Source organism: Listeria rocourtiae subsp. hofi (genome assembly GCF_963575615.1).
GTDB lineage: Bacteria > Bacillota > Bacilli > Lactobacillales > Listeriaceae > Listeria_A > Listeria_A hofi.
In genome coordinates, this window is the sequence record NZ_CAUYTL010000005.1 from 1 (window position 1) to 13,149 (window position 13,149).

At 38.7% G+C, this 13,149-nt stretch carries 12 protein-coding genes; 2 read left to right on the top strand and 10 right to left on the bottom strand.

The window, feature by feature from the left end; all coding sequences use genetic code 11:
• Positions 1-52: 52 nt before the first annotated feature.
• On the bottom strand, positions 53-286 hold the full coding sequence (locus R8925_RS03945; protein ID WP_430534622.1) for a helix-turn-helix domain-containing protein: 234 nt from the start codon (positions 284-286) through the stop codon (positions 53-55).
• Positions 287-298: 12 nt separating this feature from the next.
• Positions 299-775 (bottom strand): DUF2975 domain-containing protein, encoded by a 477-nt coding sequence (locus R8925_RS03950; RefSeq protein ID WP_036069096.1) that lies wholly within the window; start codon positions 773-775, stop codon positions 299-301.
• A gap of 116 nt (positions 776-891) precedes the next feature.
• Here R8925_RS03950 and R8925_RS03955 point away from each other — a divergent pair, with 116 nt between their 5' ends.
• Positions 892-1,755: a tyrosine-type recombinase/integrase gene (locus R8925_RS03955; protein WP_430534623.1), complete on the top strand. Its 864-nt coding sequence runs from the start codon at positions 892-894 to the stop codon at positions 1,753-1,755.
• 24 nt (positions 1,756-1,779) lie between these two features.
• Entirely contained in the window at positions 1,780-2,022 is a 243-nt protein-coding gene (locus R8925_RS03960) for a DNA-binding protein (protein WP_430534624.1), read from the top strand.
• Between the two features lie 206 nt (positions 2,023-2,228).
• Here the strand turns inward: R8925_RS03960 and R8925_RS03965 are convergent, their stop codons facing one another.
• From R8925_RS03965 to R8925_RS04000, 8 genes are all read right to left on the bottom strand, one after another.
• The gene (locus tag R8925_RS03965; RefSeq protein ID WP_430534625.1) at positions 2,229-3,116 is read right to left on the bottom strand and encodes a polysaccharide deacetylase family protein; all 888 of its coding nucleotides are present in this window, start codon (positions 3,114-3,116) and stop codon (positions 2,229-2,231) included.
• A gap of 160 nt (positions 3,117-3,276) precedes the next feature.
• Positions 3,277-4,023, bottom strand: coding sequence for a pyruvate formate-lyase-activating protein (gene pflA, locus R8925_RS03970; protein ID WP_430534626.1), 747 nt, complete (start codon positions 4,021-4,023; stop codon positions 3,277-3,279).
• 100 nt (positions 4,024-4,123) lie between these two features.
• Positions 4,124-6,355 carry a formate C-acetyltransferase gene (gene pflB / locus R8925_RS03975; RefSeq protein ID WP_430534627.1) on the bottom strand — a complete coding sequence of 744 codons (2,232 nt, stop codon included), beginning with the start codon at positions 6,353-6,355 and terminating at the stop codon, positions 4,124-4,126.
• A 387-nt stretch (positions 6,356-6,742) separates the two neighbouring features.
• Positions 6,743-7,603 carry a ribokinase gene (locus R8925_RS03980; RefSeq protein ID WP_430534628.1) on the bottom strand — a complete coding sequence of 287 codons (861 nt, stop codon included), beginning with the start codon at positions 7,601-7,603 and terminating at the stop codon, positions 6,743-6,745.
• A 12-nt stretch (positions 7,604-7,615) separates the two neighbouring features.
• Positions 7,616-8,161 carry a glycerol-3-phosphate responsive antiterminator gene (locus tag R8925_RS03985; RefSeq protein WP_430534629.1) on the bottom strand — a complete coding sequence of 182 codons (546 nt, stop codon included), beginning with the start codon at positions 8,159-8,161 and terminating at the stop codon, positions 7,616-7,618.
• 21 nt (positions 8,162-8,182) lie between these two features.
• On the bottom strand, positions 8,183-10,021 hold the full coding sequence (mutL, locus tag R8925_RS03990) for a DNA mismatch repair endonuclease MutL (protein ID WP_430534630.1): 1,839 nt from the start codon (positions 10,019-10,021) through the stop codon (positions 8,183-8,185).
• Between the two features lie 20 nt (positions 10,022-10,041).
• Positions 10,042-12,642 carry a DNA mismatch repair protein MutS gene (gene mutS, locus R8925_RS03995; RefSeq protein ID WP_430534631.1) on the bottom strand — a complete coding sequence of 867 codons (2,601 nt, stop codon included), beginning with the start codon at positions 12,640-12,642 and terminating at the stop codon, positions 10,042-10,044.
• A gap of 137 nt (positions 12,643-12,779) precedes the next feature.
• The gene (locus tag R8925_RS04000; RefSeq protein ID WP_430534632.1) at positions 12,780-13,136 is read right to left on the bottom strand and encodes a YlbF/YmcA family competence regulator; all 357 of its coding nucleotides are present in this window, start codon (positions 13,134-13,136) and stop codon (positions 12,780-12,782) included.
• Between the last annotated feature and the right edge of the window lie 13 nt (positions 13,137-13,149).

A 13,149-nucleotide genomic window follows, 5' to 3' on the forward strand; every position in this document is an offset into this window, starting at 1 on the left:
ATTGAACCGCCGTATACCGAACGGTACGTACGGTGGTGTGAGAGGTCGGAGCCTAACGGCTCCTCCTACTCGATTGCGGTTCATCATGCTGATAAGCTAGAATATCGCCAGGCTGACAATCTAACGCCAAGCAAATTGCTTCTAGAGTAGAGAATCGAATTGCCTTTGCTTTTCCATTTTTTAGTATTGAAATATTAGCCATCGTGATCCCGACTTTTTCCGACAGCTCAGTGACGCTCATTTTCTTTTTGGCAAGTTGCACATCAATATTAATTATAATCGCCATATATCAATCACCTCAGACCGTCAAGTCATTTTCAGATTTAATAGCTACTGCTTCTTGCAAAAGTTTCTGTAGAACCGCTGCAAAAGTAGCAACAACAATGGAGCCAAACGTAAGAACAAGTCCTATAACCACAAGCCCAGGTGCATCGTCATGTTGTGCTAGAAGATAGAAAAAAGGTAAACTAAAGAAATAAAGCGTACTAATAATAAGCGCACAGTATTTTACATGCTTCAAAGCCCTTACAGAAAGCTCGGAAAATGCCGTCTTTTTATCAATATATGCTAAGACTTTCAACCCTTGATACAAGCCGATGAAAAATGGCACAGCTGCAATCCACATCGTAATTAAAATCGGATAAAGTCGTCGAGTAAATTCCGGATTACTTTTATCCATAGCAAGCGAAGGTAATCCTAAGACACATAAAACCAGTATGACAAGTCCGATAAATAGAATAATAAGCCTTAGTAAAAAGGTCGATCCATGTTTCATAAAAAACACCTCATTTAATATTATTATATTGATTATAACTAAAAAAATTATCGTTTTGCAATAAAAATGTATTGTTAATTCGATTATGGTATGATGTTAATAAGGAGGTGAGAAATATGAAAGAATTAGAAAACTATTTACTATTTTTAAAGTTACAATCGCGATCCAAAACGACTATACAACAATCAAAAAATATTATTCAGAAGTATATAGATTATTTTGGAAAGCTCGAAATCTCTAAGAAAGAGATTTATCTATACTATAGAGAATTGGAAACAAGACTAGCAGCATCAACAGTGTACAGTTATATTAAAGTACTGCGTCATTTCTATCAGTTTGTTTGTATTGAAGATTCGAAAGTTAATAATCCTTTTTCGCAATTTAAAGCACATATTCCTAAGCGTAAAGCAATTCCTGTGTTATATGAAAAAGAAATCAATCAGTTGTATGCTAAGTTATTACAAAGCAACCGAATATCTAACTATCAACGTTTCTTATTTGAGTTTATCTATAATACTGGTGTTAAGCCATCTGAAATGAGCAGACTAACGTTGACTGACATTGATTTTGTGACTAGGAGTATTGTAGTGACAGCAAATAACGGGAAACAGCGTTATGTTTTTTATAGCAAAAGTATGGGATTTTTGCTACTGAATCATTTAGAATTGCGTCAAAAAACGTTGGAAAATAAAAGCTTATATCATTCTTATTTTTTTATTGAATGGAAAACGGGTTTTATGGTTAATAAAAATACTATTTATCGGGAAATTGTAACCATTGGCAATGAACTTGATTATAGATTAACTCCAGCTATCCTCCGACATTCTTTTGCGATTGTACTGCTAGAAAACGGCTGTGATATAAGGCATATTCAAGTACTCTTAGGGCATGCATCTGTATTGACAACTCAAATGTACGAAAAAGTAGCTATTAGGTCAAAGCAACAGGCTATTCAGAAATATCATCCACGTGGTGGATAAAAACTTTAGAAAGGCGTGAAAATAATGTTTTATGAGAATGATGCTGTAAGGAAGCAAAAAATCGTTGGTGACTTGAATAAATATATTATGTCACAAAAACAAGTAGCCGAACACTTAAAAATGGCGCGATCTAATCTATCTATTGCGATTAGCAAAGGTAAATTGAAACCATTGTACGTATTTGATCATAACAGCTCTAGAAAGTTGGCGTTATTCTATAGAAAAGATGTAGAAGCATTTTTACAGAATAGAGATATGCACAAATAATTAGACATAACAATGTTATCTAATTTGTTGCGAAAACTAGAAAAGATGAGGCTGAAAAAGTAAGAAAGGAGAACAATTTACTTGCTTATTTATCATCATCTTTTTTAGTTTACATAATATATATTATAGGAAGTTGTAAGTTGATAATAAAAACAATAAAAAGCATCACTTATCTCTTTTTTAAAAGAAAAATGATGCTTTTTTACTTATAAATTAGGATCTTTTTTAAAATTTTGATGAAGTGTTTCGTTTTCATGATAAGCTTGGAATACATAACCCTTATCGCGCAACATCTTAATCACTTTTGGCAAGGCGTCCAGTGTGTTTTTATGCTCATGGAACAAGATGACTAATGATTCATTGCTACCTTCGTAGGCATTTACTTGTGATAGAACATTTTGGTATATCGGTTCGGGATTTCCAGAACTGTATCTCCAATCATTACTATCAATATTCCAATCAACTAAGCGGAAACCATTTTGCTTTGTTTCTTTTATTTGTTTATCAGTTAGATATGTGCTGCCATATGGTGCACGAATCAAGTTGGTACGAATGCCACTAAGTTTTTCGAAATCATCACGTTCGAGGCTCATTTCATGAATAAAGGTAGGATCTTTTTTGCGATATAACTTTTTTGCATCGTGTGTGTAGCTATGTAAACCAATAACAAAACCACTGTTAATCATGCGTTGATACGTTTCTTTATCTGCGTTTTTCAACTCATTCCCAATGAAGAAAAAAGATGCAGGAGCATTCTCTTTTTCGAGGACTTCTAAAAATTGTTTTAAGTGTATGCTAGGTCCATCATCAAAAGTTAAATAGACAACTTTTTTCCCGGATGCTGGTCCTGGTGGTGTTTCGGGAACAGAACTGATACTTTGCTGTTTGGGTGCAACTTTCCAATGCTGTATAGAAACGGCTTCTGCTTTTAACACAAGCAACTCTTTAGACGAAGCGTTATTTGTGAATAAATTACTTGTTAAAGCTAATCCTCCGACTGTTAATACAAGGGTCGCCAAAACAATCGCAATAAGCCATTTAAATTTTGACGACTTAGCACTTTTTGCTGTATGCGCTTTTCTGCTTTTTCTCATTATTATTAAGGCCTCCTTTTCTTTCTTAGTATAATTTAAACATACTTTTCTACATAATTCAAGGATTATATACATCAAAATGATTTTTTTGACACATAAAAAGCTTTTTTGTAACATAAAAGCAACAAAAAAGCGCAAAATGTTATTTGCGCTCAAGATACTAATTATATTTTTGTGTTTCTAAAATAGTGTTGGCCATTTTTACAACCTTGTCTTCGGGCGCCTTGATACCTTCTAATGGATATCGAATGCCAAGATTCTCCCACTTGTATACACCCATCGTATGATAAGGCAATACTTCCACGCGTTGAACATTCGGTAGCGTCGTAATAAATTCATGCAACTTAGTTAAATCATCAGGATCATCCGTTTTTGTAGGAATGAGTACATGACGGACCCAAATCGGCTGTTCCTTATCAGCAAGGTACTGCGCGAAATCAAGAATTGGCGCATTTGAACGTGTAGTTAGTTTTAAGTGTTTCTCTGGATTAATCTGTTTAATGTCGAGTAAAATTAAATCTGTCACTTCCATTAAGCGATCTAGTTTTTCAATAAATTCAGGATCTCTTGTAAAGCAACCACCACAAGAATCAATCGTTGTATGGATTCCAGCTTTTTTGCAAAGGGTGAATAGTTCAATCAGAAAATCTACTTGTAGCAAGGGTTCTCCCCCACTAACTGTAATCCCGCCATCTGAAGCATCCATGAAAGCTTTATATTTAGAAGCTTCCTCAAAAACATCCTGAGCAGTTCTTTCCTCCCCAATTCCAATCTTCCACGTATCCGGATTATGACAAAACTGGCAACGCAATAAGCAGCCTTGCATAAAAACAATAAAACGAATACCAGGACCATCCACAGTCCCCATTGTTTCTACGGAATGAACACGACCAATAACTTCAGACATCTGACTCTCTTCCTTTCAGGTGATAAATTTACAACAGATAGGGATTGCTTATCACAATCCCTAAAGTCTCATGTTTTTTCTTTCTCGGCTTGAGAAATTACTACATGGATTCGTGCATTGTACGGTGTATAACATCCAACTGCTGCTCGCGTGTTAATTTGATAAAGTTAACGGCATAACCAGATACACGGATAGTTAATTGTGGATATTCTTCTGGATGATCCATTGCATCAAGTAATGTGTCGCGGTTAAAGATGTTAATATTTAAATGGTGCCCCATCTTTGTGGAGTAACCATCGAGCATTGCTACAAGGTTACTAATTTGAGAATCATCTTCACGTCCTAATGCTTTTGGGACGATGGAGAATGTATTTGATATACCGTCTTGTCCATATTCGTATGGAAGTTTGGCAACGGATGATAGAGATGCTAGCGCGCCTTTTGTATCACGACCATGCATTGGGTTTGCTCCTGGTGCGAATGGTTCGCCAGCGCGACGTCCGTCTGGTGTGTTACCAGTTTTCTTACCGTAAACTACATTAGATGTGATAGTAAGAACAGATGTTGTATGAACAGAATCACGATATGTTTTATGTTTTCTCACTTTCGTCATAAATGATTTCAAAAGATCTACTGCGATTTCATCTACACGATCATCGTTGTTTCCGTATTTAGGATAGTCGCCAATGATTTCGAAATCAACAGCGATTCCATTTTCATCACGGATTGGTTTAACTTGGGCATGTTTGATAGCACTTAGCGAGTCGGCAGCAACAGAAAGCCCAGCAATACCAGTTGCCATTGTGCGTAACACATGTGTATCATGAAGTGCCATTTCTAGACGTTCATATGAATATTTATCGTGCATGTAGTGGATAACGTTTAAAGTATTTAGATACAATTCTGCAATCCACTCCATCATTTCATCAAATTTAACCATTACTTCTTCGTAATCTAATACTTCGGAAGTGATTGGTTGGAAAGCTGGGCCAACTTGTACTTTTGATTTCTCATCTACCCCACCATTAATCGCGTAAAGTAACGTTTTAGCAAGGTTGGCACGTGCACCGAAAAATTGCATTTGTTTACCGATACGCATTGCGGATACACAGCATGCAATCCCATAGTCATCTCCCCATTTAGGGCGCATCACATCATCATTTTCATATTGAATAGCACTTGTTTTGATCGACATTTTAGCACAGAATTTCTTGAATCCTGTTGGTAGTTGTGTTGACCAGAGCACAGTTAGATTTGGTTCAGGAGCTGGTCCAAGATTATTTAATGTATGCAAGAAACGGAAGGAATTCTTCGTTACCAGTGGCAAGCCATCTTCTGAAATACCACCGATTGATTCTGTAACCCAAGTTGGATCTCCAGAGAACAATTCATTGTAATCAGGTGTACGAGCAAATTTTACAAGGCGTAGTTTCATAATGAAATGATCCACGATTTCTTGTGCTTCGACTTCTGTGATTGTGCCGTTGCGAAGGTCGCGTTCTACAAAAATATCAAGGAATGTAGATGTACGGCCTAAACTCATTGCTGCCCCATTTTGTTCTTTGATTGCTGCAAGGTAACCGAAATATAACCATTGGAAAGCTTCCTGCGCTGTTGTAGCCGGTTGTGAAATATCAAAACCATGTGAGGCACCTAGTTGTTTTAATTCAGCAAGTGCACGAATCTGTTCGTTCAATTCTTCACGCAAACGGATAATATCATCGCTCATTGTACGGAGGCCTGTATTTTTTAAATCAGCTTTTTTGTCTTCAATTAAGCGATCTACACCATATAAAGCAACACGACGGTAATCACCAATGATGCGACCGCGTCCGTATGCATCTGGAAGACCTGTAATAACACCTGATTTACGTGCAGCACGCATTTCGTCGTTATAAGCATCAAAAACGCCTTGGTTATGTGTTTTGCGCCAATCTCTGAAAATGTTCGAAATTTCTTTGTCTACTTCATAACCATAAGCTTCACATGCAAGCTCTGCCATGCGGATTCCGCCAAATGGTTGTAATGCGCGCTTGAATGGTACGTCTGTTTGTACCCCTACCACTGTTTCTAAATCTTTGTTTAAGTATCCAGGATTATGTGATGTGATAGTCGATACTATTTTTGTATCCATATCCAGCACGCCACCATTTTCCCGCTCTTGCTTCGTTAAATCCATTACTTGATCCCATAATTGTGATGTTGCATCTGTAGGACCTACTAGGAAAGTGTCATCCCCTTCATACAATCTGTAGTTCTTCATAATAAAGTCTCTTACGTCAATTTCATTTTCCCAGTTACCACCTGTAAATTCAAACCATTGTTCTTTCATCACGGAAACCTCCTACGTTTCATTGTTCATTTATGAGCGTTAAGAATTGAGCAAAGTTACCACGAGTAACTTCCATACTGTTATCATACCACAAAATAAAAATAATGCTACAGTTTTCACATAGATTTTTTTTAACTATCTACTTGATTTAAAGTGCTTTCATTGCCTTACCCGCTGCAAGTGATTGGTATCACATAATTTGTTGAATTGTTACGATTAGTAAATAAGTATAAAAATAATTTAGTTGAAACATTGTAATATTCCTGTACCATTCAAAAACAGTATTGCTGTTATGGTACAGATATTTTCTTGTTCTACTGTATTAAAATTAAAAGCATTGCTATATCTAGTTTTCTATATATCTGTTTCAAATAAAAAAACTAACCTCTATTTTTCGAGATCAGCTTCTATATCTTCTAAATGCGGCATTCCAATTTGAGCGCCAATTTTTGTAGTACTTTGTGCAGCAGCTTGGTTTGCAAAGTGGACAGCTTCATGTAATAGCGCTCCTTTTGATAGAGCAAAAGCAAAGGCGCCATTAAATGTGTCCCCTGCTCCGGTAGAATCTTTAACATCTACATCGATTGCAGGCACATCCTTAGATTCGTTATACTCATAAATACGAACACCATCTTTTCCTCGCGTCATAAGAACGGCTTTCGTATGCCCGCCTAAAATATCATTTGGGAGCTGTTTAAACTCCGTCTCATTTGGCGTCAAATACGTAATCTTTCGCAAAAAGGAAACCGGGAAATAATCTACAGGTGCAGGATCAAATACAGTTGGTATACCCAATCTTAACGCAATGTCTACAGCCTTTTCAATAATAGAAAACGGAATCTCATTTTGTAGCAACACAATCGCTGCATCAGTAATAACCTCCTCTAACTGCAAATCATCTGGCCATGCGTTATTCGCCCCGGGAGCAACAATAATCCGATTATCCCCGTGCTCCCGCAAAATCACTGCCAAGCCCGTCGTCAAATCTATACTCCGAACGTGCGTCACGTCAATAAAGAATGAATTGAGATTAGCTAAAGCATCCGCGCCAAATGCATCATTTCCAATCATACCAACCATCACGACATCGCCACCAAGTTTCGCAGCAGCCACCGCTTGATTGGCGCCCTTACCACCAGGCGAAATCAATGCATCCTGCCCTTTCACTGTTTCACCAATATTTGGCATCTCGGCTAATTCTGTCGCAATATCCATATTAATACTTCCAATAACAACAATCTTTCCCATCTTGCGAATCCCTCATTTCCAAAGTGATTTTTGAGATGTCGTGATAGCCGTTGCTTTCGCTGATAGAATTTCATCGACTTGTTCTTGTGTCGTAATCAAACCACCCGCGATGACCGGGATATGAAGTAGTTCCGTCATCTGTTCTACCATTGTAGGCAAAATTCCGGGTAATAATTCAATATAATCCGGTTTTATTTTTTGAACAAGCGCCGTTCCTTTCGTAAATGCACTCGAATCTAACATAAACAACCGCTGAATGGCGAGTACTTTTTGCTGTTTCGCTTTTAAAATAACGTTCCCTCTTGTTGAAATAATCCCAGCTGGGCGAACATCTTGACATAAGAAGTCCACTGCATATTCATCATTTTTTAAACCGTGGATTAAATCAGCATGTAAGAGTACTTTTTTACCGCCAGAAGCAGCCAAATTTACGAGTGATTTTAGTTGCCCCACCTGTGTTTCCAACATGACCATGTATTCCGCATCCAAGCTGAGAATTTTCTCAACATCCCGATGATTATGCGCGGCAGGTATGACAGTTTGACCATTAAACGACATTTCATTCTCTCCCTTAAAATTTTACATAATACGCTTAAACATTTTTTCGAGTTCATAGGTTGAATACGAAATGATTACGGGGCGTCCGTGCGGGCATGTGAAAGGATCGTTTGCATCACGTAACGTATCGAGTAATTTTTCCATATCAGCCTGCGTCAAATAATGATTCGCTTTAATCGATTTCTTACAACTCATCATGATTGCCGCATCCTCACGCAATTTATGAATACTCACTTGTGGTTTCGTGAGCGCTTCATCTAGAATATCGCGCAATGTGCTCTCTTCTTCGCCTTTAGGAAGCCATGTCGGATGTTCCCGAATAATAAAGCTATTTTGTCCAAAGTTCTCAAGAAAAACGCCAACCTCTTCTAATTTCGCTTTCTGATCGCGAAGTTTAATAAATTCATCTGTTGAAAAATCTAGAACAATCGGAACGAGTAACTGTTGCAACTCCCGATCGACTTCCCCGATCTTTTCTCGATAAAACTCGTATTTAATCCGTTCTTGCGCTGCATGTTGATCAATCAAATACATCCCGGTCTCATTTTGCGCAACGATATACGTTGCATGAACTTGACCAACAGGATACATTTTTGGCATCCGTTCTTTTGGCTCGATTTCTTCTGTAGTTTGAGCTGCATCATATTCCACTAAATCTTCATTAATAAAAAGTGGCGGTTCATCCGGTAATGCATCACTTGTTGGTAATTCAGCAGGTGTTTTTGGTGCTGTTGATTGGCTAGGTTGATACGTGTAGGTAGGAGGTGCAAGCGGCTTTGGCGTATCCGCTTTTTCTTCTTCCTTATCAAAATTTATTGCCAACTGTTCCGAAGCTAATTTTTGCTTTTTTGAAGGTGTAGCATCTGGGATTAGTTGCTCTTTGTGAAAGGCTGATTTAAGCGTGCTAGCAATAAACTGTCCCAACTCCGCTTCCTTGCTAAGCCGGACTTCCAATTTGGCAGGATGCACGTTTACATCAACAATAAGTGGATCCATCTCAATTTGCAAAACTAAAATCGGAAAGCGTCCAATTGGAAGTAGCGTATGGTAACCATCTTGAATCGCACGAACAAGTGCATAATTTTTAATGAACCGCCCGTTCACGATTGTTGAAATATAGTTGCGATTAGAGCGGTTAACCTCAGGTAATGCAGCATAACCTGATAATTTGAAATCTAGGGACTCAGCTTGAATTGGAATCATTTTTTTTGCGACTGCCAATCCATAAATCGAAGCCATCACTTGTTGTAAATCGCCATTCCCATTCGTTTTTAGTAGGTTTTTCCCATTATGGGAGAAACGAAAGCTAATCTCTGGATGTGACAAAGCTAAACGGTTCATAATATCTGTAATATTACCGAGCTCCGTATGCAAGCTTTTTAAATATTTTAGCCGTGCAGGCGTGTTGAAAAATAAATTGGAAACTTGTATTTCCGTTCCTTTTCTAGCCTGAGCACTATGTTTTTCGACCTCTTTGCCACCTTCCACAACAATCTTTGTCCCTGCACCATCACCAGTCGCTGTAGTCATCTCCAAAAATGAGACCGAAGCAATACTCGGTAAAGCCTCCCCGCGGAAACCTAGCGTATGCACACGAAATAAGTCATGTTCATTCTTAATTTTACTTGTAGCATGGCGTTTAAAAGCGACCGAAACTTCTTCTGCGCGAATTCCGACCCCATTATCGATAATTGTAATCTTATTCAATCCACCTTCTTCCACAAGCACATCAATCACCGTACTTTTAGCGTCAATGGCATTTTCAACAAGCTCTTTCACGACCGAAGCAGGGCGTTCTACCACTTCACCAGCCGCGATTTTATTCGATAAAGCATCGGTCAATTCGATAATGTGAGCCATTTAATTTTCACCTTACTTTCTTATTGTTTCGCTTTTTTCTGTAATTCATAGAGTGTTGACATCGCGTCCATTGGCGTCATATGCATCAAATCGATATTTTTAATTAGTTTAATCAAGGACTGCTCTTGCTTTGTGCGCACTGTTTTTTCCTCAATTGGAAACATCGATAGTTGGACTTCTTCGTGCGTTTCGGGCACATCGACAGCCACAGCAGCTTCATCAGGCACGATAATTTTCTCTTCCGAACTCTCCAACTGCTCTAAAATATGGCGCGCTCGTCCAATCAGTTTTTGTGGAAGGTTGGCAAGTTCTGCGACATGAATCCCGTAGCTTTTATCCGCAGGTCCGTCCTCAATTTTATGAAGAAACACGACTTTTCCGTCCTCTTCTACCGCACTAACGTGAACATTGTGCATATGTGGCAACGTCTCATCTAAAATCGTTAATTCGTGATAATGCGTTGAAAACAAGGTTTTGGCGTGAACTTCCTCGTGAATGTATTCAATGATTGCTTGAGCTAATGCCATACCGTCATATGTCGCTGTTCCACGCCCAATTTCATCAAAAAGAATGAGGCTATCTGCCGTTGCATTCACAATCGCATTGCGCGCCTCCAGCATTTCAACCATAAATGTACTCTGACCAGCAATTAAATCATCCGCCGCACCAATCCTCGTAAAAATTTGATCGAAAACGGGTAATGTCGCCTGCTCTGCCGGAATATAACATCCAACCTGTGCCATAATCGCAGTAAGCGCAATTTGGCGCATATACGTGCTTTTACCGGACATATTCGGCCCAGTGATCAATAACATGCCACGCGATTCATTCATCACACAATCGTTCGCTACGTAGCTCTGGGTGCCCATCACTTTTTCCACAACAGGATGGCGCCCCTGAATAATCTCTAAATGCCCAGTCTTATTCATTATCGGTTTCACAAAATGATTGTTCTCACTAATATTGGCAAAGCTTTGCAAACAATCAATCTCACTAATAACCTTCGCTAAATGTTGCAAACGCTCAATGTATTCCTTTACTGTTTCACGGACCGCAATGAAAAGGGAGTATTCTAGTTCAATACTTTTTTCCTCTGCCTCCAAAATTAGGCGTTCTTTTTCCTTCAAATCAGGCGTGATGTAACGTTCTGCATTCGTTAATGTCTGTTTTCGCTCGTATCGATTTTCAGGTAACGCTGCGATGTTCGCCTTCGTGACTTCAATATAATAGCCAAACACACGGTTAAAGCCAACTTTTAACGATTTAATACCAGTAAGTTCGCGTTCTTGGCGCTCCAATTCTGCAATCCAAGTTTTTCCGTTGCGACTGGCATCACGATATGTATCCAACTCTGCGTTGTAGCCATCCTTAATAATTCCGCCTTCACGAATTGAAATTGGTGGTGACTCATTAATCGCACGCTCCAGCACATCGGAAAGTGTATCACATGGATCAATCTCCTCGATAATCCGCGACAAGTTCGGCTGATTCATCGCTTTTAGTGTTTCCTTCACAAGTGGTACTTGATACAATGAGTTCTTCAACTGAATCAAATCTCGCGCATTCACGTTCCCGTAAGCTACGCGTCCAGCCAAACGCTCCAAATCATACACCTGTTTCAGCAACTCCATCAGTTCCATACGCTCAAAATAATGATTAATAAAGCTATTAACATCTTGTTGCCGCGCCTCAATTTGATCCAAATGAATGAGCGGTCTGTCAATCCATTGCTTCAACAAACGCCCACCCATCGCAGTTTTCGTCTGATCCAGCAACCACAATAAAGTTCCTTGCTTGCCTTTTCCGCGAATGGATTCTGACAACTCTAAATTCCGCTTTGAATAATAATCCATTTTCATATACTGGCTTGTCTCATAATGCACCGTTTTTTGCAAATGCGATAAATCTCTTTTTTGCGTATCAATAAAGTAGTTCAATAATTTTGCAATTGCTTTTTTCTCAATCGGGTGAATCGTGTTTGTCACTAAGCTCTCATATCCATCTGGCAACTCATTGTTATTTTCATACGAAATAAAAAGTCCTAGCTGTTCACGAACGGCTTCTGGAAATGCTTCGCTGAACTCAATTCCCACAACCATTTCCTTTGCCGATAACGTGGTCAACTCGTTAATCAGACGATCCTCGCCCATCGCAAGTACGGTTGATTTTAGCTCACCTGTTGAAAGGTCACAATAAGCAAAGCCATACTCTTTCTCTTCATGTTGAAAAACCGCCGCAATAAAATTGTTCTCTTTCTCTTTCAAACCCTTCGCTTCCATCATCGTCCCAGGGGAAATCAGCTGTACAACTTCACGCTTTACCATTCCTTTTGCAAATTTGGCATCCTCGACCTGTTCACAAATTGCCACTTTATAACCTTTGTCAATCAACGTATCAATATAACCTGCTGCTGAATGGTAAGGTACACCACACATTGGAATTGGATTATCTGAATTACTCGCACGAGCTGTCAATGTTATTTCTAAAATCTGTGATGCTTGAATCGCATCTTCAAAAAACATCTCATAGAAATCTCCTAATCGGAAAAACAGAAATGCGTCTTTATAGTTTTCCTTAATTGCTAAATACTGCTTCATCATTGGCGTCGCTTCTACTGCCATTCCAATCAACCCTTTTTCTCTTTGTTTAAAAGTTATTTTGTCTCATTATTATATCATAAGGAAGTCAAATCATGAAGAAAAGCCCAATTTTGCATAAAAAACGATGCAGCCATTGAAGCATCTGCATCGTCTAAATCTTATTTCTGTATTTCCGAAGTCACCTTATAACTTATCTGCCTTGTAACACTTTGCAATAAATCATTGGCTTCTACTTGAGAACGTCTGAATTCCTGTACGATCGGCAAATAATCAATTTCAGCTGTTAACGCATCGATGCTGTCCTCGGTTTGCTTCACCGCGCCAAACTTTTGATAATGCTCTAGATTGACTGCTTCTTTCTGCAACTTTTTGATATCACGCACTTTTGTGGCAACTTTTTGGTTCGTATTGATTTTCGCTTCGGCTGCGCGATAAAATGTAACAGCCTCCGTTTCTTGAAGAGCTGCTTTCAATTCATGCGCTTTGGCGATTATTGCTTCTTTTTGATGGGTCAATGTATGACACCTC

Excerpts from the sequence above, each read along its gene's own strand:
- R8925_RS03945 (WP_430534622.1), bottom strand. The coding sequence starts at position 286 with ATGGCGATTATAATTAATATTGATGTGCAACTTGCCAAAAAGAAAATG.
- R8925_RS03950 (WP_036069096.1), bottom strand. The coding sequence starts at position 775 with ATGAAACATGGATCGACCTTTTTACTAAGGCTTATTATTCTATTTATC.
- R8925_RS03955 (WP_430534623.1), top strand. The coding sequence starts at position 892 with ATGAAAGAATTAGAAAACTATTTACTATTTTTAAAGTTACAATCGCGA.
- R8925_RS03960 (WP_430534624.1), top strand. The coding sequence starts at position 1,780 with ATGTTTTATGAGAATGATGCTGTAAGGAAGCAAAAAATCGTTGGTGAC.
- R8925_RS03965 (WP_430534625.1), bottom strand. The coding sequence starts at position 3,116 with ATGAGAAAAAGCAGAAAAGCGCATACAGCAAAAAGTGCTAAGTCGTCA.
- pflA (WP_430534626.1), bottom strand. The coding sequence starts at position 4,023 with ATGTCTGAAGTTATTGGTCGTGTTCATTCCGTAGAAACAATGGGGACT.
- pflB (WP_430534627.1), bottom strand. The coding sequence starts at position 6,355 with ATGAAAGAACAATGGTTTGAATTTACAGGTGGTAACTGGGAAAATGAA.
- R8925_RS03980 (WP_430534628.1), bottom strand. The coding sequence starts at position 7,603 with ATGGGAAAGATTGTTGTTATTGGAAGTATTAATATGGATATTGCGACA.
- R8925_RS03985 (WP_430534629.1), bottom strand. The coding sequence starts at position 8,161 with ATGTCGTTTAATGGTCAAACTGTCATACCTGCCGCGCATAATCATCGG.
- mutL (WP_430534630.1), bottom strand. The coding sequence starts at position 10,021 with ATGGCTCACATTATCGAATTGACCGATGCTTTATCGAATAAAATCGCG.
- mutS (WP_430534631.1), bottom strand. The coding sequence starts at position 12,642 with ATGGCAGTAGAAGCGACGCCAATGATGAAGCAGTATTTAGCAATTAAG.